We start from the raw sequence: 22,336 nt of genomic DNA on the forward strand, positions 1-22,336 counted from the left end.
CACGCCGCCAGCGTTCGTCCTGAGCCAGGATCAAACTCTCCGATAAAAGTTTGAATAGCTCTTTAAAAATAAATCTAGAATTTACGTTGACGTATTGTCTTGTTTTGTTCAGTTTTCAAGGTTCAATGCTCGTCCGCCTCTTCGAGAAGCGACTTTACTAATGTAACACGTTTCTTCTTCCCGCGTCAACAACTTTTTTGTTTGTTTTTCAAAACGTTGTTTGCTGCATCAGCGACGTTTATTAATATAACACGCTGTTAATGCTATTGCAATATATTTTTAAGAAAAACTTTAAAAAATTAATATATCACCTATTAGTTCTGATTAACCGTAATTTCCATATACATTATTACTACGCATTTTTGAAAGGAGCTCTTAAATAATGCTAACAAACGTCGCACTTTCTCTATCTTTCATTATGGCTGTGTATCTATTTGCGTATTCGTATGTACAAGCTTTAAAAATTTGCGAAAGTACTACACCTGTAAGGGGATTAACCTTTATCTTTTCAGTGAACATGGCCTTTGTGTTTTCAGGTTTCACATACATATTTACTTAAGTAAAAGAAGTACAGGTGCAGCATTTCGCTCCTGTACTTCTTTTTCAATCCAGATTCAGTAATATCCCTTCCTCAAGATACGCCACTCCACCGATATATAATACCTCTTCCTTAACGATTGAAGGATTATACGTATAGTAAAAATGCTTAGACTGGTTATCTTTCAACACCCAGATCCACATGGAGTTGAAGCCTTGGTTCTTAAGCTCCTTGGTGGCAATTTCAAAGAGTTTCTTCCCTATTCCTTTTCTTTGATATTCTTTCAAGAGATAGATGGCATATAATTCTCCTTCATATTCACCAGAGCGCTCTTTTCCAAATGAAACAAAGCCCGCGATTTTCCCATTTTCCATTTCACATACATGGGTTTGGTGATAATCGGAGAGTATCTCCACCCACTTCCTTTCTCTAGCTTCAATTGATAATGATTGAAGGTACTCTTCTGAAACGATTCCTTTGTAAGTTGTCCTCCAACTATTGATGTGAACATGAGCTAAACCTAAGGCATCTTTCAACACAGCCTTTCTAAAGTACATCCGTATTCACCTCACTGACCTGTTGAACAACCTTTTTTATTTTTCTTTCTTCTATTAAGAAGAGTGTGACTCCGAACATAATAACCATGCCCCCAACGATTTGAGTAATCATTACTCTTTCAGCCAGGAGCCAATAAGCAAGCACAGAAGCTCCGATCGGTTCAAACAGAATCGCCATCGAAATCGTTGAAGTACTTAACCACTTTAAAGACCAATTGAAAAATGAATGACCTAATAAGGTGGGAATAATCGCGAGCAGGAGGAAATATATCCAATCTTCCTTCGGATATGGACCGAGACTTTCGGAACGTAGGAGGACATATAGAAATAAGACCATGGAACTGATGGCATAGACCAGATAGGTGTAAGTAATGAGGGATAGCCTTTTTCTGATTGTCTGTCCGAATAGGAGATACCCAGTAACAAGAGCACAGGCTGCCAGGGCTAGAACGTCTCCCCAAAGAGCACTTCCACTAATGTTAAAATCCCCCCAGCTGATGATGACGCTACCTCCTACAGCTAAGGCTGCTGAAATGATTGCTTTGCCGGTTAACTTTTCCTGAAAGAACAGGTAAGCCCCGATGAAAGCGAATAATGGCTGTAGTGTGACTAATACCGTTGAACTTGCCACAGACGTGTAGTTTAAGGATTCGAACCAAAGTATAAAGTGAAAAGCCAAAAACAAACCTGCCAGTATCGAAAACAGCCAGTCTCTTAGAGTAATAAGTTTCAGTTCCTTCACATACTTTAAGAAAAACACCGGGGACATCAAAAGAACTGTAAAAAATAACCGATAAAACGCCAAAACTCCTGCTGGGGCAATTGATACCTTCACTAAAATAGCAGAGGTAGAAACGGCAATAACTCCGATTGCAAGCAACAGGTATGGATTAACTTTCGCATCCGACATAACACACCTCCAGATAGGATTCATTGCCCTTATTTTATAATCAGTCGAGCCAAATTACTACATGATTTTTCTAGCAGGCGCGAGGAAGTGGAGGAAGCCAAAATGGAGCCATTCGATCCAACATTTTTGATTAAACTTGGTGTATCCGCCATTTTAGGGTTGATCATTGGTTTAGAGAGAGAGTTAAAGAGAAAGCCCGTGGGATTAAAGACTTCACTCGTCATCTGCATTGTCAGCTGTTTGTTAACGATTGTATCGATTGAATCAGCTTATCTTTCTGAGGGCTCAGATAAAGTAAATATCACAATGGATCCACTTCGTTTAGCAGCCCAGATCGTTTCCGGCATCGGCTTTTTAGGAGCAGGTGTAATATTACGGAGAGGGAACGATAGCATTTCAGGATTAACGACAGCCGCAATGATTTGGGGAGCAGCCGGAATCGGGATCGCGGTCGGGGCAGGCTTTTATATCGAAGCCACTGCAGGTGTGATTCTCCTCATTGTCTCTGTTGAGGTCGTACCAGTTATCATCACATACCTTGGTCCGAAACGCTTGCGGGAAAAAGAACTATCGCTCAGGGCTACGATTTCGGAAAAACAAGAGATCAAATCGATCATCGAAAGCATCAAATCCGAAGAAATCGCAATTGAAAATATTCGGATTAAAGACTTAAAGAATAAACAACATTTATTAGAGTTGAAAATCATTGTGGATTTTAGGAGAAAGACCGTAGACATCTACTATACTATTTCTAAGATTAAAGGGATTAAAGATGTCGAGATCGAAAGCCTATAGATGCCGGAAAGAAACGAGGGTGGTTACTCATCCTCGTCTCTCATTTTTTTGAAGCCGAATTTTTTACATGCATCCCAAGTCCTGAAATATCATAAATATAAACTACAAACTTTAGATGAACCTTTTCCCAACGCAAAGGGGCTGGGACAAAAGGGTTTTAGCCAAAGAAAAATCCGAACAATTATTCGATATTCTTTCATGAAAATCGAAAACGTTCGGATTTTTTTTGTTATTATAAAAGCATACACAGTGTATTTAACTGGTTCTAGCTGTTGATTGGAGTGCAAGACGAAGACTCCTGCGGGAAAAGCGGAATAGGTGAGACCCCGCAGGAGCGTCAGCGACGAGGAGGCTCGCCTTCCGCCCCGAGGAAAGCGAAGTCTTGCACGGAAATCAACAGCGGTGTCACAAGAAACCCTAACATGGTCTTATATCCTGATTGTTCGTTTTTCGATTATATTGATTTGGTTATGTCCCAGCCTCTTTTTTGATTATTTAATTGGCTTTTTCAACAACCCTACCATTAAGGCTGTAATAATGGAGCCAATCAAGACCGCTAAAAGATATAAGAATGGATTCCCTTCTACTATCGGGAAAACGAATAATCCACCATGTGGTGCAGGTAATCCGATACCAAAGAACATTGTTAATGCACCTGCAATAGCTGAGCCTGTCACAACGGACGGGATAACACGGAGTGGATCTGCTGCTGCAAACGGAATCGCTCCTTCTGTAATAAACGACGCTCCCATAAAGTAGGCGGCGATACCCGCTTTTCGTTCGTTATCGTTGAACTTCTTCTTGAAGAAGGTAGTAGCAAGAGCTAATCCTAACGGAGGTACCATTCCACCTGCCATGATGGCTGCGTGCGGAGCAAGGTTTCCGCCTTCAATCATAGCAATTCCAAATGTAAAGGCAGCTTTGTTGATAGGGCCTCCCATATCGACCGCCATCATTCCCCCCAGAATTAGTCCAAGTAAAATCAGGTTTCCTGTGCCTAATCCATCCAGCCAGTTCTGTATACCTGTGTTGACTGCACTTAGAGGATCAACAAGGAACTGAAGCATGATGAACCCGGTAATGAAGATTCCTAACAAGGGATAAATCAATACTGGCTTGATTCCTTCCAGTGCAGATGGGAAATTATTTGTTGCACGTTTGATTCCAAGAACCACATAACCCGCTAAGAAACCGGCAATGATTCCACCTAAGAATCCACTTTGCCCTGTTGCAGCAATTAAGCCACCAACCATACCAGGGGCAAAACCAGGTCGGTCAGCAATACTCATGGCAATGAATCCGGCAAGAACAGGAACCATTAAGTAGAATGCATTACCTCCACCAATCTTACTTAACATGGCGGCAAACTCATTATATTCAGGAGAGTCAGGGTTCGCCGACTGAATCCCGAACAGGAACGAGATCGCAATCAGGATCCCTCCACCCACGACGAACGGAAGCATATTGGAAACACCATTCATCAGATGTTTATAGAAGCCAGCCTTTTGTTTTTTCTCGGAACCGGTATTCTCTTCAGTCGATTGCTCTTGACCTTTATAAAGGGGAGCATCCTTTTCTTTCGCTTGATTTAATAATTCTGCAGGACGTCTTATCGCCTCTGCCACAGGGACTTCAATCACATGCTTCCCTTTAAAACGATTCATTTCCACTTTGGTATCAGCTGCAACAATAATAGCTACAGCGCTTTCGATTTCCTCTTTCGTGAGGACATTTTTTGCTCCACCGGAACCATTCGTTTCAACCTTCACGTTCATCCCTAATTCTTTCGCTTTCGCTTTTAACGCATCTGCCGCCATATACGTATGGGCAATTCCAGTAGGACATGCTGTAACAGCCAGAATCTTCCCTTCACTTGGAGCCGAATCATCAGGAGTCTCTTCTTCTTCATCCTCACCATCATGAAGATTAATAATCTCTAACACTTCTTCTTTTGTTGAGGCATTCAGCAATGCTTTACGAACATCCATATCCATAAGGATAGAAGATAGACGACTTAATGCTTCTAAATGGGTTTGATTGGCACCCTCTGTTGCAGCAATCATAAAGAAGAGATGTGCAGGTGCGCCATCAAGGGATTCATAGTCAACACCCGTTTCTGATTTTCCGAAAGCGATGGCAGGTGACTTCACTGCTAAAGTTTTCGCATGTGGAATGGCAATCCCCTCTCCGATTCCCGTTGTACTTTGAGCTTCTCGACCAAGAATAGCCTGCTTAAATTCTTCAGCATTCTCAAGCTTCCCACTTTGATCTAAAACGGTTACGAGTTCGTCGATGACCCCCGTTTTTGAATGAGAAGATAAATTAATCTGAATCGTCTCTTTGGTTAGTAATTCAGTTATTCTCATTTACGTTCCCTCCTCTATTTTATCGCAATTTGAATTTCTTCAAATAAACTTTCAACTTTTTTAGATGAACAAAGTCCGATGGAATAAGCTGTAGCTGACCCGGCAGATGTCCCTAACCGGAATGCATCTCGAATATCCCATCCTCTTGATAGACCGGCAAGGAATCCGGCAACCGTTGAATCGCCTGCACCAACCGAACTTCTTAATTCCCCTTTTGGCACAGAGGAGTATAATACCTCGTCCCCGGTCAATAAGATTGCACCTTTTTCAGCCATCGATACCATAACATTTTCAGTTCCGGACTCTTTCAGCTTTCTCCCATAATGAACCGCATCTTCAATAGACCCAATTTCCACATCGAACATCTCGCCTAGCTCATGATGGTTTGGTTTGATCAGAAATGGATGTAATGACAAAACCGGTTGTATCAAATTCTTCTCTGCATCAATGATCACTTTCGTTCCCTGTTTCTGACATTGTGAAGCAATCTCCTGATAGAAAGATTTAGGCACCGAGTGAGGGATGCTTCCTGCCAGTACGATCATGTCTTCAGCTCCCAAGAAAGATATCTTCTTTAGGAGTTGTTCGATATGTTCCTCACGTATAGCTGGTCCGCTTCCATTAATTTCTGTTTCATCATCAGATTTGACCTTTACGTTTATGCGTGATGCTTCTTCAACCTCTACAAAATCCGTTTGAATTCCTTCATTGTTCAAAAATTGCTTAATGTACTCACCGGTATATCCTCCTGCAAATCCAAGTGCCACGCTCTCCACGTTCAACACATGCAAAACACGCGAGACATTGATTCCCTTACCGCCCGGAAATGCACTTTCTACCTTACTTCGATTCAGACCACCTTTATGAAAAGTGGCAAGCTCCATAATGTAATCCACAGAAGGGTTTAACGTTAATGTATAAATCATGTTGTCACAACCTTTATTGTAGTTTGTTTCATCATTGCCGAATCATGTTCCTCATTCAATGCATTTGTAATGATTGTCGCCTTATCAAGATCCACAATTTTGCTAAATGCGATTTCACCAAATTTGGAATCGTCTGTTAAGAACATCGCTTCTGTTGATAATTCAATCGCTGTACGTTTGACCTGGGCTTCTTCTGGATCCGGTGTCGTGAACCCATATTGGGCATGCACACCGTTTGCTCCCATGAACGCTTTATCAAATCGATATTGGCGGATGGATTCAAGTGCCCCACTGCCGACCATTGCTCTTGTTACTGGCTTGACATGGCCTCCGATCATATAGGTCTTGAACCCTTTCTGGATAAGAGCTTCCACATGAGTCAAACCATTCGTGACGACCACAATGTCTATTTGGGGAAGATGATCGATAAGACTCAACGTCGTCGTTCCTGCATCTAAATAGATGCAGTCCCCCTCCTCTACGAAGGAAGCGGCGTACTGACCAATGGATTGCTTTTCATGAAGGCTTTTGGATGATTTCTCAGAAACACTCAATTCCTTCAACTTCCCTTGAAGCCTCGATGCTCCGCCATGAACCCGTTTTAGGAATTTCTCTTGTTCGAGCTGTGTTAAGTCACGTCGAATCGTTGACTCTGAAGCATTCGTTACATCCACAATATCCTGAATCTTGATCGCTTCCTTCTCCTTCAGTAAGTCTAAGATGATTCGATGTCGCTCTTCGGTTAACATGGCATTCTCCTTCTTTCTCTGTTTGTTGTTTCTTTCATTATAATGACAACGTTTACAAAAATCAATCATTTTTAATCAAAAATAATCAATAACAGTCAATAATCAATCAGAAACAATCATACTTCTGAAAGGATTGGCTGGGGAATGGGGTTTATCTGCTGGATTTGCCTGTTAATATTTTAGGTATTTTTAACAGGTGAACCATCCTCAACGACTACTCCACATCATCCAACCCCTAACAAAAAAAAGCCAACTCCTCCACCTGATTTGGTGGAAAGGAGTTGGCTTTCATATCCTGTGCTATTCGTGATTTTCTTCATGAGAAGTTTCAGGGTCTGCTGAGCTTTTCGGATTTGGGTTAATATATTGATAATCTGAACGATCAATTTGTTTATAGCCTTCTGGCTTGTAGAAGCGGAGTAAGTCTTCATACACTACCTTGTCTGATAGTTCTAGACGTTTAGTCGCTTCTTTTGTGACATCTTCACATGCATTGCTTTCTTCTTCTACCGGTTGACCCGTTTCGTTATCATAGCATACACCTTTAATTTCAGAGTATTCAGGTGAGATAACATCACCATTACGGAACGGTACAATCTGTTTACGATCTTTTGATAGTAAATCCTGACCGAAACTGATGTAATCTTTATTTTTTACACCTAAAAGGTTAAATAGTGTTTCACGGACGTCGACTTGACCGCCGTATGTGTGATTCACTTCCCCTTTCACTCCTGGTGCAATGATATATAATGGTACTCTTTGAAGCTGAGCATTTTTGTAATCTGTGATTTCTTCTCCTGTTACTTGTTCCATTGCTTTGTTGTGATTTTCAGAAATACCATAATGGTCACCATAAAGGACAATAACAGTATCATCATATAATCCATCTTCTTTTAAATCATTGAAGAACTCTTCTAAAGCTGAATCCATATAGTTTGCCGTTTGGAAATAACGATTCACTACACCATCACCAAATTGACCTGGTTCAAAGTCTGTATCTTCCTCATGACGATCGAATGGGAAGTGGTTAGATAATGAAATGAATTTTGTATAGAACGGTTCTGGTAATTTTTCCAGCATCGGCATGGATTCTTCAAAGAACGGTTTATCTTTTAATCCATAAGGTAGCTGCTCTTCAGGTTTACTCATATCATAGTACGTTGCATCGTAGAACTCATCATATCCCATCGAACGGTACATTTCTGAACGGTTCCAGAATGTTTTGTAGTTACCATGGAATACAGCTGATGAATATCCTTCACCTTTTAGGATTGCAGGTGACGACTGGAACGAGTTGTTGGCGTGAGTCATGAAAACGGCACCCTGTGGTAATGGGAATAAACCATTTTCCATAATGAACTCAGCGTCGGAAGTCTTTCCTTGACCCGTTTGGTGGAAGAAGTTATCGAAGTAAATAGCATCTTCTTTTTCCACTAATGAATTCAAGAATGGCGTTACCTCTTGACCATTGACCTCTTTGTCAATCACAAAGGATTGAAGGGATTCCATTGAGACATAAATGACGTTTTTCCCTTTGGCTTTACCGGCGTATTCAGGATTCGGTTCCACTTTATTTGCTTTCACAAAGTTCTCTACCTCTGATACTTCATTGCTGTCAGCTAGGGCACGTTTGGCTGATGTCTTAGAGTTTTGAATGACATCGTAAATCGTAAAGTTGTGAGTACCTAAATACTTCACAAGATAGTTACGGTCAAAGCTTCGAGTTAATAGTTCAGGTCGGTCGATCTCCGCTAATCCTAGGTTCAATAAGAATACAAGGACTGCAGATGCCATGACCGCAAAAACTGAACGGAAGCGTAATTTTTCCTGTGGCTTCACTTTCTTAAGGACCATTATTCCTATAATAATGAATAGGTCAGAGAAATACAGGATATCTATAGGACTTAGCAGTTCAAGTGCACTGCCTCCAAGGCCATTATTCGTCTTCGCCTGCAATAGGACCGGAACTGTAATAAAATCATTAAAGAAACGGTAGTACACGACGTTGGCATACAGGACAAAGGACATTAACAAGTTAATAACGATGAATGCGATATATCGTCCTTTACCTTTCCAGAATAATGCGAGTGCAAAGAATAACAGAGCTGAGCTTAATGGGTTTAGAAATAAAAGAAAATGCTGAAGCGCATTTTGTATTCCCAGGTTAAATTCAGCTAAATATACAGCATAAGTCTTAATCCAAAATAATACTACGACTGTAAAGAAGAACGATAACTTCCCAGTGCGCATATCTTCAAATTGTCTTTTAAAGAAGTTCATACTTCATCACCTTTTTACTAATGTATTTAATGTTGCTTTTATAAATGTAAATTCTTGAAGGAAATGTTTAGCCAATGTAAATTCATTTGAATCAACAACGAGTATTATAACAAAAATAAATTTCATGTGTATAACATTTTGCAGTAAATGTAACAAAAATATTTCATTGATATTCGACATTCCTCACTATTTCACATGCTGAGGCTTGCTCCATCAATGGATGAGCAATTTTGAACAACAAGTGAACGACCCATATATTCCCACTATTATGGATGAATATACGAATGATGTAAAGGATATCCTCTTAATTGTGTACTCAGAGTAAACTTATTCCCCGGATTCCTTTACATGAAACGTGAAAATCAGATGTAATTTTTACCAAATCGATTTCATTCTCTTCTCCACTATTATGCTCACATTGCTCACATATTTACCTTTTGAAAGTCAGATTGTTCCACTTTCTTCAGCTTCTTCTCCCCGGTCTTACGATTGGCCTCATTAAATTTCTTTAAATAATAGGACTGCCCGCTTGTCGCCTGAACGTACCCTTCAATCATTAACGAAACCGATAGCATCGTAGCCGAAAAAAACAAGATCGGCGTCAAAGGGATCCAAGGTGCACCCAGGAGGTAACGGAAGGAGTCTCCGATCAGACCTGACCACTCATACGTGATGGACCTCGGAGGATCACTTACCATTTGATAGTCCACGTCTGTCCCACCTAAAAACAAGGTCAATAAACCTAGATGAATGAAAATAATGAGGGTTTGCATGAATTGCTGCCCGAATATAATCACGAGCTTTTCTTTCATTGAGGGCAATATATGCTTAAAGATGATTCTCCATTTTCCTGCACCCAGTGTTTTGGCACTCAGGATAAATTCTTTCTTATATAATAGCGACACTTCGTTGCCGAGCAAGGCAGACAATATCGGGACAATGAGCAACGTTAATATGAGGATCTCTATAATGAAACGTTCCATTATGGAGGTAGAAAACCCTTCAAACGGTTCCCACAGGACTGGTTCCAATAAAAAATAAGCAAGAATCGTCAGGGGAACATAGTGAAAAGAATCGATCCATCCGTTAATATACTTTTTATACTTCACGAGAAAAGTTCCCAGGATCAATCCGATTGGTATGGCTAGAAATACCCGTAAAAAGGCAATAATGACTGCGGTTAATATCGTATACTTTGCCCCAATGATGATTTTACCGAGCATATCAAGCCCGAGGGGATCAGTCCCAAATGGAAATAACCATTTTGGCGAAATTGGCGAGGATTCCACGACTGTGCCGTCAACAGATAGAAAATACAGTCTTCGAACCTCGTTTCCCCAAACCAGTGTATAGACAAAGCTTGAAACGAGCATCAGGGTTATAAACGTAAATCCAATGAGAAAGAATGGATTCTTCCAAACACTTTTCTTCATATTAAATTTCCTCCCCTTTATTGGCTTTTTTAGCGAGTACCATTTCTCCCACCGTGTAAAAGACAAACAGAGGAATGAATATTGAAAGAATCGCAATCGTAAACATTTTTGGCTGCAGTGTTGACATCAAAAAACGGGTAATTCCGGCAATATTGAACAGTAGTTCCAACACAAATAAATTGGAAAGCATGAACCATACGGTCTTTTTTGATTGAAAGAAAACGGAAATAATCGCATTTCTTAAAATATGAAACGTTAGGATCACCAGTTTCCCAAGCCCAATAGATTGAGCTAATGTCACATAGTCCTTTCCTTCTTCACTTTCAAATGAAAGAATTGAAATCCTGAACAACTGAGCGGTAGGCAAAATTGCCAAGACTAATATCGGGAGCAGATACGTACGTTCCGTATCAATAGAGGCAATTTCAAATAATAGGATGCCGGTTTGTTTATACAGAAATAGCACAAGTAATTGAGATAGCAATATGACCAGAACATCCGGCATTGCTTCAAACAAATAAAATATAAATTTGATTCGATTTCTATTTCTTTGTGAAAACATCATGGTGAGAATGGTAAGAAGGATACTTAAGAAGCTTGCGAGTAGAAAAGCTGAGAATAACACGAGTAATGAGTAAGTAATCGGCTCCCAGAGATACGGAAATAAAGCTCGCTCTTTTTCAGCGCCGGCAATGATATATGTTAATGCCCCGGTATGAAACAGAGCATAAACGATTTCGTTAATGGATTGCCAATACTCTGGTAATCTTAACTCACGGTGACCGATCCCCGAGAGCAGGACGGGTAACCCGCCAATGAAAATGATTCCTATGATCGATAAAAGGAATTTAAGTAAAATGCCCCAAATAACCTTCAATAGCTTGTCCTCCTGTTGGATTGGTTATTTTTAATAGTATCATAGAATGGTCATTATTATACATTTTTTTCCTGTTTATTAGTAAGTTACTAAAATGATTCTATGTTGTTTACGTGTAACGGTCGATACCATGAAGGCAAATTGATAAAAACTTCCGGACAATTATCTACTATAAACATGTTTATTCAGACAAAAAAACCGGAGTCCCTACAAAAGACCCCGGTCATCTCAAGTTAAACTTTAGAAAGTTCGTTCAACACAAACTTTTCAACCACTTCCGCTACGCCATCTTCCATATTTGAAGCTGCAACATAGTCCGCCTTCTCTTTAATATCCTGAGGTGCGTTACCCATTGCAACTCCCAGACCGGCAAATTCGATCATGGCAAGGTCATTGTAGCTGTCCCCGATGGCAATTACTTCCTCTACTTTTATACCCATTGGCTTAATCAGATAATCGAGGCTAGCTCCTTTTGTGACACCAAGCTCAGTAAATTCTAAGAAGAATGGCTTGGAGCGCATTACACTCAGTTCACCGTCTAGCTCAGTTTGAAGTTTCTTCTCAACTTCCACTAAATGCTCAGCTTCTTTCAGCATCAGAGCTTTCACGACAGGCTCCTTGATGGCTTCTTTAAAATTTGGTACGACTGTTACAGGCAGCCCAGTCAATTCACTTTCAATGGAGGCAAACTCATTGGCTTCTTCTACAATGATCGCGTCTTCTGTATATGTGAGGATGCCCACATTTTCACGCCTACTTACATCATACAAACGATGAGCGGTTTCTGCTGACAGAGTCCGGCTGTATTTCTCTTCATTTGTCTTGCAATCTATTATTTTTGACCCATTAAATGAGAGAATGTAGCTTCCGTATTGATCAAGCTTCAGCTCTTTTGCCACCCATCTCATCCCATACGTAGGGCGACCGGATGCAAGCACCACCTTCACTCCAGCTTCCTGCGCTTTTAGTAAAGCATTTTTAGTGCGCTGTGAGATCGATTGGTCATCTCGTAATAATGTATCATCTAAATCAAGTACAATCATTTTATAATTCATCATGAAAAATCCTTTCAGGAAATCAGATTTATATTATCTTACTATAACATCTCATTTTTAAAAAATCTCTTTTCGCAGAGATTATTGTTTTCTAGCATAGGAGCTACCAAGGCTCTGTCTATGAGTATGTGCATAGATGGTGAGGGGATTTATATATAGTGTGGAAGTACATGGTATTATAGGGGTATCTGATTTTGACAGGAGTGATCCCAGATGAGTGTAACTAAAGACAAACTGCTTATTCTAGGTGGAAATGTCTATACAGAAGATTACGTTTATGAACACGGTTATATCAAGATAGAAAATGAAAGGATCACTGAAATCGGTGACCGTACCGGGTTAACTTATGAAGAAGATTATAAAGTGATTTCACTTCCACATGGATACAGCGTTATCCCAGGAATGATAGATATTCATATTCATGGGGTAAATGGAGCCGATACGATGGATGCAACCAAAGAAGCCCTTGATACAATGACCGCCGCACTTCCGAAAGAAGGAACCACAAGCTTTCTTGCTACTACTATGACAGAAGCTTCTGAGGTAATTGAAAAAGCTCTTAAGACAGCGGCCGATTATGTATCCCATCACCAAAAAAGCGGCCAGGCAGAAATTCTCGGCATCCATTTGGAAGGTCCATTTATCAATGTTGACAAAGCAGGAGCCCAACCCCTCAATCGAATTCAAAAGCCCAATGTTGAACTGTTTACTACATGGCAGACAATGGCTCAAAATCTTATTAAGTTGGTGACACTTGCCCCCGAGCTTGACGAAGAGTACGCATTGATTCGTCATTTAAATGAGAATGATGTAGTCGCTTCTGCCGGACATTCCAACGCAACCTATGATCAGGTAGGAGAAGCCATCCATACAGGCCTCTCCCATGTGACCCACTTATTCAATCAAATGTCAGGTCTCCATCATCGTGAGCCCGGCATTGTCGGAGCATCCTTCTTACGAAAAGAATTAATGGTTGAATTGATTGCAGACGGCATCCATGTTCGACCGGAAGTGGTTCAGATGGCTTATGCCCAATTAACAGACAAGAGATTAATTCTCATAACCGATTCAATGAGAGCGAAATGCCTCAAGAATGGGCAATATGATTTGGGTGGTCAATTAGTTACTGTGAAGGATGGAAAAGCCTTATTAGATGAAAACACACTAGCAGGAAGCGTTCTGAAAATGAACGATGCCTTCTCAAATATTCAAGAATTCACCACCAGTGATATGAGAAGCGCCATCCGAATGACCTCTGAAAATCCAGCCAAGCAATTGAATGTCTTCGATCGCAAAGGAAGCCTCGCAAATGGGAAAGACGCTGACATCGTCATATTAGATGAGAACCAAGATGTATACACTACGATATGTAAAGGGAAGATCGCCTATATTCGAAAGGATGATACTCATGAAACTAATTGAAGTGAACGACTACCAGGAAATGAGTAAGGTTGCAGCAGACTGTCTATTATCCAAGGTTAAAACCAACCATAAACTGACCATTGGTTTAGCCACAGGGGGCACGCCTAAAGGGTTTTATGAATATTTGATCAGTGACCATGAATATAACGGAACATCTTATAAATATGTTTCTTCCTTTAATCTTGATGAATACATTGGACTATCTGGTACACACCCGAATAGCTACTCTCATTACATGAATGAGCATTTATTTAAACATATCGATATCGCTTTAGAAAACATCCATATTCCTTCAGGTAAAGCAGTCGACCTTGAACAAGAATGCAAAGCATATGATAATAGGATCCGCTCCCACGGAGGGATCGACCTTCAAGTACTGGGAATCGGAAGCAACGGACATATTGGATTCAATGAACCTGGAACCTCGTTTGAATCCAATACCCACCTCGTTGAACTTACCCACTCGACAAGAGAAGCCAATGCCCGTTACTTTGAATCGATCGATGAAGTCCCCACCTATGCTATTACGATGGGAATTTCCTCAATTATGAAGAGTAAGGAAATCCTTCTCCTCGTTTCAGGTAAAGAGAAACAGGAGGCACTGAAGAAGTTAGTGGAAGGTGTCATCACAGAGGATTTCCCTGCCTCGATCCTAAACCGACATGCCAACGTGAAGGTGATTGCCGATGAAGAAGCATTGGGATTGGTGAAGGAGTTGGAGTTGTTGAATAGATGAATTGAAATGAACAGAGGATACCCCTGTCATGAGGGCGGCGAACTAGTGTATAGTTTGCCGCTTTTTATTACCCAAACGCGAATTGAACCCAATAAAATAACAGGAACAATGATACAACCGTAGCTGCTGGAATGACAATGAGAGACACACTCAGATAATCCTTCCATTTGACTTCTATCTTATTTCGTCTCAGGATATCCATCCAAATAAGGGAAGCCAGTGTCCCGATCGGTAAAAGCAGGGAACCTATGTCGCTACCGATAATATTGGCAAGATAGATCGTCTTCAACGTTATCGGATCCAGTCCCATCTCCGTTAGTGTAATCGTTCCTACCATGAGAGCAGGATGATTATTGAAGATATTCGAAAGGATCGATACCAATCCCCCCATGATGAAACTCGCTTGAAGCAATCCCTGATTAACAATCGGTTCACAAAAACTCACCAGCAAGGCCGTTAATCCTGCATTATGCAATCCATATATGATGACATACATAGAGAAAGCAAAAATCAGGATATGCCAAGGGGTCTTTTTTAATATATCCAATGGATTTGTACCCAGGTGGTACCACCTCCATAGGAGTAAAATGACTGAACCAAGAACCGCCACTATTTCAATTGGTAGAGCAAAGAATGAAGCGACAAACAGAAGGCACCTCATGATGAAGACAAACAGCAACACTTTTAACATGAATTTCGTTCGTTTCTTCTTTGTTTCCACAGAAATGGTGCCATTAAGAGGATGAAAGTTCTTTGTGAAAAAACGCTCTTCTATGTCATAAGTGGATGTAGGCAACGTTTTCGGTAACTTTTTCTTTAAAATGACAAACATCAGTCCCGACATGAATAATAATCCCATTGTCGCAGGTACAAACATCATCGCTGTATGCATATAGAGGGTCATATGAACTATTTTCAATGCGATAAGATTTACAATATTACTTACTCCAATAGGCGCACTTGAAGCTGTAGCAATCAAGGCTCCACTTAAGAGATAGGGGATCATTTCATATGTTTTTAATCGAAGGTTTTTGAGAAGCAAGATTAGGATGGGGGTTGTAATTAATATACTTCCATCGTTATTAAAAAGGAGGGTCATGAGGAAACACAGTAATTGAATGTACCAATATAATCGATAACCTGAGTTTTTAGACAATATGACAAGCCTGGCAGCCGCCCAATGAAAAAAACCGAAGCTTTCTAATATGACTGCCATGACGATGGTTGCCATAATGGTAATGGATGCACCTCCTATCTTACTGACGATATCCGCAACGTCTGCAAGGGATACAATTCCCATCAGGAAGATGATCAATGCACCAATTGACGCAGGCCATGCCTCATTCAACCCACCTGGCCTCAAGAATATTACTACCATCGTCATCACGAATACAAAAATAGTCATCCCAATCGTGAAAGACATGTTGATTCTCCTTTCAAACTAGTTGTAATAGACATCCGCATCTGCATGTCCCATTCCCTATATGTATATGCACCTCTTGAAAAGATGGACTGGCTTTCAACCAAAATCCATTAAAATGTATGTATGTCATTCTAGTATAAATATCCTTTCGTGATAGAAGCGGAGGAAAGGAAGAAACACCAGCCATTTATTCATTTTCACGAACAAATAAATGACTATTTTCAAAAAAAGCATTGACGGATGCTATGAACATTTCTTATAATAAATCTTGACCGTTTCACGGGGCATTAGCTCAGCTGGGAGAGCGTTTGGCTGGCAGCCAAAAGGTCAGCGGTTCGATCCCGCTATGCTCCATACCAGAAACCCTTGATATTCAAGGGTTTTTTCTTTTGTCTTCAGAAAATGGATTTCTCTTCATTTTAAGTGTTGCACAATTATTGCACGGAATTTTCAACCGTATTTATTGCTTCTTACTGAAGGATCCTTGTCCTAACCAAGTAAGACAGTAGGTCAGCAATTCTATCCCATTATGCTCTAAACACAAACCCTTGAATATCAAGGGTTTGTTATGTCTTCCAGTAATGAGATCCTCTCTTTTTCTTTACGACCTGATCAATTATTCCTCACTAAAATATGATTGTTCTAACCGATTTGCTGCTAAATCTTGAATGTCTGGTGTCACGTGAGAGTATATATCAAGTGTTATTCCTACATCGTGATGCCCTAATCGCTCGGATACAACCTTAGGATTCTCACCATTCTTAAGGAGCATTGTGGCGTGCAAATGCCTTAAATCGTGAATTGTAATCTTAGGAACGTCGGCCAGACGAACTAACCGATTAAATTCCCGTAGTACATTATTCGGATCCTTGTAATTACCGGTTGAAGAGGTGAAAACCATCTCATTATTCAAATTAAGAAGGGGATTATACTTGGCTTTTTGCTCTTGCAATTTTAGTATGACGTATGGAGAAATAGATATTTGTCTTCTTGACCTTCGAGTTTTAACATCTTTTAAGATTAGTCCTTTTCCGTGAACTCGAGCAAGACTCCGATTGACGTAGATCTTTCCTTGGTCGAAATCAATATCTGTCCATTTCAATCCTAGTATTTCTCCTCTTCTCATCCCTGTGAAAATAGCCAGAATATAAAAGACTTCATTATCAGTTCCTTCGACACCTTCAAGAAATTTCTGAGTTTGTTTCTTTGTCCATACACTGTGTTCCTTATATTGAAGCTTTGGAGGTTTAGCTTTCTTGACAGGATTTATCTCCAACACTGATAAATCTACACCTTCTTCGAATGCCCGATTGAGGATGTTATGAAATTCTCTTACAGTTTTCGGAGATAATCCTTCATCCACCTTACTTGCATAAAACTCAACAATCATAAAGGAAGTGATTTGATCAAGTTGGTACGCAGAGAAATACGGTAAGATATGTCTTCTTATTAAAGACCAGTTTGTGTAGGCAGTCGTTTCTGCTACGGAATACTTATAAGATGAGTTAAACCATCTCTCAATGAACTCACCGAAAGTTCCAGGGTTTATCTTCGTCTCATTTTTTATTCCTTGTTCGTATTCGAGACTTGTTTTCTTATAATGTGCTTCTGCCTCTTTTTTTGTTCCAAAACCACTAAAATACCTTTGGTGTTTTTTCCCTTCAGAATCTGTAAATCGCGTACGGTAATACCAGCCGGATTTTTGTTTTTTCATATTGGGTAAACTCATTTATATTTTCCTCCATCTTTCTGTGCAAAGAGTTTGGAGGTGGTCATTAGTTTAGTATAACCACCTATCAAACTTCTTAATACTCATAGTTTTTTGGTTGTTTTTCTAAATTGTTCCTACTAACCTACTTGTTACTTCGTTGTTGTTTACGAAATTTTTGTTTGAATGTTCGTTAACCAGTTGAAAAACTCTTCTCTAAACACTCTTTTACTTCTTCCAAACTTAATTAAAGGAAACCCTTCTTGATCCATTAATTCATAAGCCGTTGGTTTAGATACACTGAGAATTTCTGCGATGTCACTTGCCGTTAATATCATAGGATAATCCTCGATTTGATTTTTCATATCTTTCTCTCCTTAATCATTCTTTCTTTTCTTTTTTATTTAACTTAATTAATTAAATCTGACTGATTATATTCTTTTAGATTTTTGATTTTCAAGGTTTCCAGAAAAATAATTTAAAAATTTTTCTACCCAAGGGAATTCCTAATCCATTAATTCATAAGCCGTTGGTTTAGATACACTGAGAATTTCTGCGATGTCACTTGCCGTTAATATCAATAGGATATTCCTCGATTTGATTTTTCATATCTTTCTCTCCTTAATCATTCTTTCTTTTCTTTTTTATTTAACTTAATTAATTAAATCTGACTGATTATATTCTTTTAGATTTTTGATTTTCAAGGTTTCTAGAAAAATAATTTAAAATTTATTCTGCCTCAAGGGAAATGGAAATTTTAGGATGAAATTCCGCTAGTTTCAGGTACAATAAAAATATATAAAAATGATCCTTTAAGGAGAGACAAATATGAAAAAGTTTGATTTGAACATTGAAAAAGTCTTAGAGCACTGGACTGTCCCTCACGCATTAAGAGAAATCATCGCAAACGCACTGGATGAATCAAGTCTAACTAACACCCGGGAACCTCATATATATATGGATGAAGATGGAAAATGGCATATCAAAGATTTTGGCAGAGGTCTTAAATATGAACACTTAACGCAAAATGAAAATGCAGAGAAAACAGAGAACCCGGATAGAGTTATTGGGAAGTTTGGTGTTGGATTAAAAGATGCGATGGCGACATTCGACCGGAGAAACATCGATATCCTTATTCAATCGCGATATAGTGATATCACTATAAGGAAACAATCAAAAGGGGACTTTGAAGATGTAGTAACGCTACACGCCATAGTCAATGATCCTACATATCCTGATATGGTTGGAACGGACTTTACACTTTCAGGTCTTGAAGATGATGCCATCGAAAAGGCTAAAGATTTTTTTCTTCTGTATTCTGGAGAAAAGACTTTTGAGAAAACAAAGTACGGCGAACTCATTGAAAATCGAAAAAACCGTTCAAGAATATATGTGAATGGAATTTGTGTGGCCGAGGAAGAGAATTTACTTTTTTCTTATAATATTACTTCCACTACTAAGAAACTTCGGCAATCATTAAATCGGGAAAGGACTAATGTGGGGAGAAGTGCTTATTCTGATAGGGTCAAGTCTATTTTATTAGAATGTACAAGTCCGGAGTTTGCTGAAAAACTAGTAAATGATTTACAAAAGATTCAAACAGGAGAATCTCACGATGAATTACAGTGGATCGATGTTCAACTCCACGCTTGTAAAATATTAAGTAGCCAAGAAAAAGTAATGTTTTTAACAGCATACGATTTAATGGATGGCGGGAAATACCTAAGTTATGCAAAAGAAGAAGGGCTGCGTATCATCACAGTTCCTGACTCGTTAGCAACTAAACTTGAATCAAATAAGGATCTGAATGGAGAAAATTTTAGAAATTTAGAAACTTACGCATTAGAATGGAATGAACAATTTGAGTTTGAAATTGTTAATGAAAAGCAGTTATCTGCTAAAGAAAAAGAAATCTTTTACCTCAAAGATACAATAGTAAATTGGTTCCCTAAAAGAGGGAATCCAGTGAAGGATATAGTAATTTCTTCTACAATGCGTCCAGACAATTATACTGGTGCTGATGCTCTTGGACTGTGGGAGTCTTCAACAAAACGAATCATCATAAAACGGAGCCAATTAAAGAGTGTACAATCTTTTGCCGGTACACTAGTTCACGAGCTAGTTCACGCCCACACAGGCACGGATGATAACACAATAGAATTTGAAATTGAATTAACTGAAATCCTTGGGAAACTGTCCGCTCTTATCCTTGAAAGCCCGAAGCCAGCTAATTTGAGGAGTAGATTAAGAAGTTTATTAAATCAGTAAAGTTTTGAATAGCATAGAATCAGTTGTCTATCTCTATAATATGTATCTGAAATTTCAGGATAAACACTTGGCATTGATTTTTTTCATCAAAAGACTAATAGTAAGATTTTCATATTCTTCACTCTAAAAGGCTTTTTTATAATAATTAAATTTATTTAACGTTATAGCGTTTAGGAGGACAATTATGTCTATACAAAGAAAATTTACGCAATATTATGAAACAATAGATGACGCTGAAGCGGTTGGTACTAAATATATGTCTGCCCACCTTTGTTACATTGGAATTGCAAAATTCAATAAAAATGGCGGTTGGAAAAATGGCGATTCTTTTTTTGATCCAAACCACCTAATTCCAGATAAATATCTTTTTGGGGAGGGTCCTTATGGTTCAGACGAGGTTTGGTCTACAAAAGGTAAAGGTAATAAAGAACGATCAGCTTTAGCTCATTTATTTGAAGGCAATGAAGGTGGTTTCCATCATAATACTGAGACAATAGGGATTAAGGGTGTGCAATTTAAAAATAAAAGAATTATTGATTCTTTAACCGGCGTTTATAGAGTGGATGTTATTATTAATGAAAAGAATGGTCCAAAAACATACCCAGATAGAATCTTTTTCCCGGATAATTGGTCAAGAAAAAAAGTTATGAAATCAATAAAAGAAGCTTATAGGAATGCAACTTATCTAAATGGTAACCTCTTCTATGGTACAGATTCAAATGGATTTCCGATAGAATTTTCAGTTGATGAATATTTCTGTATTATGTCTGCTTACCCTCGTTATCCTAGATGAATCTAGTGTTAACTTGATGGGGATAGTCACTCATAAGTGTTAAAGATCTTAATTCTATTAAAATGTTGAGATAGAGTTCTTTTATTAGCTATCTTAATCACTACTTATCCTGATATGTGGTGGTGAAGCCTAGAATTCACCCTTCACTATAAGGGTAGAATTCGACTTTTAAAAATCTCCTGTTTTGTGTTTGGAGCCGCCGTTAATTGTGGTACCAGCTAGTGCAACAAATGCACTTCTGAGTCGCCCAGGTCTCGCTTTACCAACCGTTTCACCACGAAACGTACCACAACCCACCTTGCAATTGCAACGAGCACGGGATGTTTGAATCCTAATAATTAATATATTAATTATTAGGATCAATCTGGGGATTTAATTCCCTTCTAACGGGATGACATCACGAGGGTTAGTCGTGAGCGAGGTTGACGGGAAACTCTACAATTTTTTTACGTCTTTTTTGCATTCATTTATCGCCTATCGATAAGTGAATGAGCACACTGCCAGTTATGTTCAGTTTTTCAGATGTTAGTTTCTTATACCTAGAAGCCTTTTGACTTCTCAATAAACCAATACAACTTAATAAATTTTTCATCTAAAAATTATATTTCGAATAAATTATTTAATCCCTTTTTCCAACTTAATTATTTTTAGATTTAAACCTACTATATTCAGATATATCAATACTGTTGATATCTTCCTTGGATGCTCAACACCGGAAAATAATTACTAAGGGGTTCCGTTTAAGGAGAGAAAACTTTAAATCACCCCTTATTAGCAGCAGAAATAAAACTGTATTTAACAGTAAAAAACCAGATCCAAATGGATCCGGTTTTTTTGATTTTTATGGACTTCTTGTTTCATTAAAGCCCCCTATAATTGAAGATGGGCAACCTCTTTCACTCAAAAGAATTTGATTTACTTTTAATTTTGCCTTCAGGAGTTATGCTGTATTGTGCGATAGAGTTTGTTGCTTCTCCCTCTTTAGTTAAGCCGTCCTTTAAGTTGAACGTTACTTCCCAGGCTTTTGAGGAACTGCTGAGGTGTGTTTCATTTGATAATAACTCAACATTATCCATTTCTATATCTTTGTTGCTCTCTTCATTAAATTGAGCTAAGTCTTTCTCGAACTCCTCCATAGCAATTTCTTCAGCTTGTTCCTTTGTCATTTCTTCTCTCTCATTATTTCCGCAACCGAACAAAGAAAAAATTGCTAATAAAGATACTAATAAAACAAATATTCTTTTCATAAATTCACCCCTCCTAATTATTTACTTTTACGAAAACGAACAGTAAGAAGTTTCATTTTTTTAATATTCCATTAACCTGCCCTTTACTTGAACAAAGGGCAATAGCTTGTTTAGCAAACGCCACCGTTCGTATTATAAGGTTAACCAGAATGTTAGATTTTTCTGGTTGACCATTTTTTATATGGCCTTATTATAACAGTAGCCAGGGTAGAACGTCCGCCCCCGTGGGACTTAGATCCCGTCAATTAAACCG

18 protein-coding genes and 1 tRNA gene are annotated in these 22,336 nt (G+C 38.9%); 6 read left to right on the forward strand and 13 right to left on the reverse strand.

Annotated features, from left to right (window positions below):
- Positions 1–603: 603 nt before the first annotated feature.
- Positions 604–1,095, reverse strand: coding sequence for a GNAT family N-acetyltransferase (locus tag FGG79_RS20935; protein ID WP_138781881.1), 492 nt, complete (start codon positions 1,093–1,095; stop codon positions 604–606).
- Positions 1,085–2,005, reverse strand: a complete 921-nt coding sequence (locus tag FGG79_RS20940) for a DMT family transporter (RefSeq protein WP_138781883.1) — start codon at positions 2,003–2,005, stop codon at positions 1,085–1,087. The genes FGG79_RS20935 and FGG79_RS20940 overlap by 11 nt, the downstream gene beginning before the upstream one ends.
- Positions 2,006–2,107: 102 nt before the next feature.
- Here FGG79_RS20940 and FGG79_RS20945 point away from each other — a divergent pair, with 102 nt between their 5' ends.
- Positions 2,108–2,800: an MgtC/SapB family protein gene (locus FGG79_RS20945; RefSeq protein ID WP_138781884.1), complete on the forward strand. Its 693-nt coding sequence runs from the start codon at positions 2,108–2,110 to the stop codon at positions 2,798–2,800.
- Between the two features lie 491 nt (positions 2,801–3,291).
- On the opposite strand, the gene FGG79_RS20955 is transcribed toward FGG79_RS20945, so the two are convergent.
- The 7 genes from FGG79_RS20955 to FGG79_RS20985 form a co-directional block, all read right to left on the reverse strand.
- Positions 3,292–5,166 (reverse strand): PTS fructose transporter subunit IIABC, encoded by a 1,875-nt coding sequence (locus FGG79_RS20955; RefSeq protein WP_138781886.1) that lies wholly within the window; start codon positions 5,164–5,166, stop codon positions 3,292–3,294.
- Between the two features lie 14 nt (positions 5,167–5,180).
- A complete protein-coding gene (gene pfkB, locus FGG79_RS20960; protein WP_138781888.1) occupies positions 5,181–6,092 on the reverse strand; it encodes a 1-phosphofructokinase in 912 nt (303 codons plus the stop codon).
- Complete coding sequence (locus FGG79_RS20965; protein WP_138781890.1) at positions 6,089–6,841, reverse strand: DeoR/GlpR family DNA-binding transcription regulator; 753 nt, start codon at positions 6,839–6,841, stop codon at positions 6,089–6,091. Before FGG79_RS20965 ends, pfkB begins: the two co-directional genes overlap by 4 nt.
- Positions 6,842–7,141: 300 nt before the next feature.
- Positions 7,142–9,121: a lipoteichoic acid synthase gene (ltaS, locus tag FGG79_RS20970; protein ID WP_138781892.1), complete on the reverse strand. Its 1,980-nt coding sequence runs from the start codon at positions 9,119–9,121 to the stop codon at positions 7,142–7,144.
- Positions 9,122–9,543: 422 nt separating this feature from the next.
- The gene (locus FGG79_RS20975) at positions 9,544–10,554 is read right to left on the reverse strand and encodes an ABC transporter permease subunit (protein WP_138781894.1); all 1,011 of its coding nucleotides are present in this window, start codon (positions 10,552–10,554) and stop codon (positions 9,544–9,546) included.
- A gap of 1 nt (position 10,555) precedes the next feature.
- A complete protein-coding gene (locus FGG79_RS20980) occupies positions 10,556–11,431 on the reverse strand; it encodes an ABC transporter permease subunit (protein ID WP_138781896.1) in 876 nt (291 codons plus the stop codon).
- Between the two features lie 233 nt (positions 11,432–11,664).
- On the reverse strand, positions 11,665–12,486 hold the full coding sequence (locus FGG79_RS20985; protein WP_138781898.1) for a Cof-type HAD-IIB family hydrolase: 822 nt from the start codon (positions 12,484–12,486) through the stop codon (positions 11,665–11,667).
- A 213-nt stretch (positions 12,487–12,699) separates the two neighbouring features.
- Between FGG79_RS20985 and nagA the strand changes: the two genes are divergently transcribed.
- Both nagA and nagB read left to right on the forward strand, forming a co-directional pair.
- Positions 12,700–13,908, forward strand: coding sequence for an N-acetylglucosamine-6-phosphate deacetylase (gene nagA, locus FGG79_RS20990; RefSeq protein ID WP_138781900.1), 1,209 nt, complete (start codon positions 12,700–12,702; stop codon positions 13,906–13,908).
- The gene (nagB, locus tag FGG79_RS20995) at positions 13,895–14,644 is read left to right on the forward strand and encodes a glucosamine-6-phosphate deaminase (protein WP_138781902.1); all 750 of its coding nucleotides are present in this window, start codon (positions 13,895–13,897) and stop codon (positions 14,642–14,644) included. The genes nagA and nagB overlap by 14 nt, the downstream gene beginning before the upstream one ends.
- Positions 14,645–14,711: 67 nt before the next feature.
- Here the strand turns inward: nagB and FGG79_RS21000 are convergent, their stop codons facing one another.
- Positions 14,712–16,067: an arsenic transporter gene (locus tag FGG79_RS21000; RefSeq protein ID WP_138781905.1), complete on the reverse strand. Its 1,356-nt coding sequence runs from the start codon at positions 16,065–16,067 to the stop codon at positions 14,712–14,714.
- A 281-nt stretch (positions 16,068–16,348) separates the two neighbouring features.
- On the opposite strand from FGG79_RS21000, the gene FGG79_RS21005 reads away from it, so the two are divergent.
- Positions 16,349–16,421: transfer RNA gene (locus FGG79_RS21005), tRNA-Ala, on the forward strand.
- A 262-nt stretch (positions 16,422–16,683) separates the two neighbouring features.
- Here FGG79_RS21005 and FGG79_RS21010 read toward each other — a convergent pair.
- The gene (locus FGG79_RS21010) at positions 16,684–17,796 is read right to left on the reverse strand and encodes a site-specific integrase (RefSeq protein WP_138781907.1); all 1,113 of its coding nucleotides are present in this window, start codon (positions 17,794–17,796) and stop codon (positions 16,684–16,686) included.
- 146 nt (positions 17,797–17,942) lie between these two features.
- Positions 17,943–18,140 (reverse strand): helix-turn-helix domain-containing protein, encoded by a 198-nt coding sequence (locus tag FGG79_RS21015; protein ID WP_138781909.1) that lies wholly within the window; start codon positions 18,138–18,140, stop codon positions 17,943–17,945.
- Between the two features lie 463 nt (positions 18,141–18,603).
- Here FGG79_RS21015 and FGG79_RS21020 point away from each other — a divergent pair, with 463 nt between their 5' ends.
- Positions 18,604–20,043, forward strand: a complete 1,440-nt coding sequence (locus FGG79_RS21020) for an ATP-binding protein (protein ID WP_138781911.1) — start codon at positions 18,604–18,606, stop codon at positions 20,041–20,043.
- A 184-nt stretch (positions 20,044–20,227) separates the two neighbouring features.
- Complete coding sequence (locus tag FGG79_RS21025) at positions 20,228–20,836, forward strand: EndoU domain-containing protein (protein WP_138781913.1); 609 nt, start codon at positions 20,228–20,230, stop codon at positions 20,834–20,836.
- A gap of 896 nt (positions 20,837–21,732) precedes the next feature.
- Here the strand turns inward: FGG79_RS21025 and FGG79_RS21030 are convergent.
- Positions 21,733–22,083, reverse strand: coding sequence for a hypothetical protein (locus FGG79_RS21030; RefSeq protein WP_138781915.1), 351 nt, complete (start codon positions 22,081–22,083; stop codon positions 21,733–21,735).
- Positions 22,084–22,336 lie beyond the last annotated feature (253 nt).

Origin of the sequence: Bacillus sp. BHET2, assembly GCF_005938125.1 — a bacterium.
Lineage (GTDB): Bacteria > Bacillota > Bacilli > Bacillales > Bacillaceae_B > Rossellomorea.

Coding starts and splice junctions, on each gene's coding strand:
- FGG79_RS20935 (WP_138781881.1), bottom strand. CDS start 1,095: ATGTACTTTAGAAAGGCTGTGTTGAAAGATGCCTTAGGTTTAGCTCAT.
- FGG79_RS20940 (WP_138781883.1), bottom strand. CDS start 2,005: ATGTCGGATGCGAAAGTTAATCCATACCTGTTGCTTGCAATCGGAGTT.
- FGG79_RS20945 (WP_138781884.1), top strand. CDS start 2,108: ATGGAGCCATTCGATCCAACATTTTTGATTAAACTTGGTGTATCCGCC.
- FGG79_RS20955 (WP_138781886.1), bottom strand. CDS start 5,166: ATGAGAATAACTGAATTACTAACCAAAGAGACGATTCAGATTAATTTA.
- pfkB (WP_138781888.1), bottom strand. CDS start 6,092: ATGATTTATACATTAACGTTAAACCCTTCTGTGGATTACATTATGGAG.
- FGG79_RS20965 (WP_138781890.1), bottom strand. CDS start 6,841: ATGTTAACCGAAGAGCGACATCGAATCATCTTAGACTTACTGAAGGAG.
- ltaS (WP_138781892.1), bottom strand. CDS start 9,121: ATGAACTTCTTTAAAAGACAATTTGAAGATATGCGCACTGGGAAGTTA.
- FGG79_RS20975 (WP_138781894.1), bottom strand. CDS start 10,554: ATGAAGAAAAGTGTTTGGAAGAATCCATTCTTTCTCATTGGATTTACG.
- FGG79_RS20985 (WP_138781898.1), bottom strand. CDS start 12,486: ATGAATTATAAAATGATTGTACTTGATTTAGATGATACATTATTACGA.
- nagA (WP_138781900.1), top strand. CDS start 12,700: ATGAGTGTAACTAAAGACAAACTGCTTATTCTAGGTGGAAATGTCTAT.
- nagB (WP_138781902.1), top strand. CDS start 13,895: ATGAAACTAATTGAAGTGAACGACTACCAGGAAATGAGTAAGGTTGCA.
- FGG79_RS21000 (WP_138781905.1), bottom strand. CDS start 16,067: ATGTCTTTCACGATTGGGATGACTATTTTTGTATTCGTGATGACGATG.
- FGG79_RS21010 (WP_138781907.1), bottom strand. CDS start 17,796: ATGAGTTTACCCAATATGAAAAAACAAAAATCCGGCTGGTATTACCGT.
- FGG79_RS21015 (WP_138781909.1), bottom strand. CDS start 18,140: ATGAAAAATCAAATCGAGGATTATCCTATGATATTAACGGCAAGTGAC.
- FGG79_RS21020 (WP_138781911.1), top strand. CDS start 18,604: ATGAAAAAGTTTGATTTGAACATTGAAAAAGTCTTAGAGCACTGGACT.
- FGG79_RS21025 (WP_138781913.1), top strand. CDS start 20,228: ATGTCTATACAAAGAAAATTTACGCAATATTATGAAACAATAGATGAC.
- FGG79_RS21030 (WP_138781915.1), bottom strand. CDS start 22,083: ATGAAAAGAATATTTGTTTTATTAGTATCTTTATTAGCAATTTTTTCT.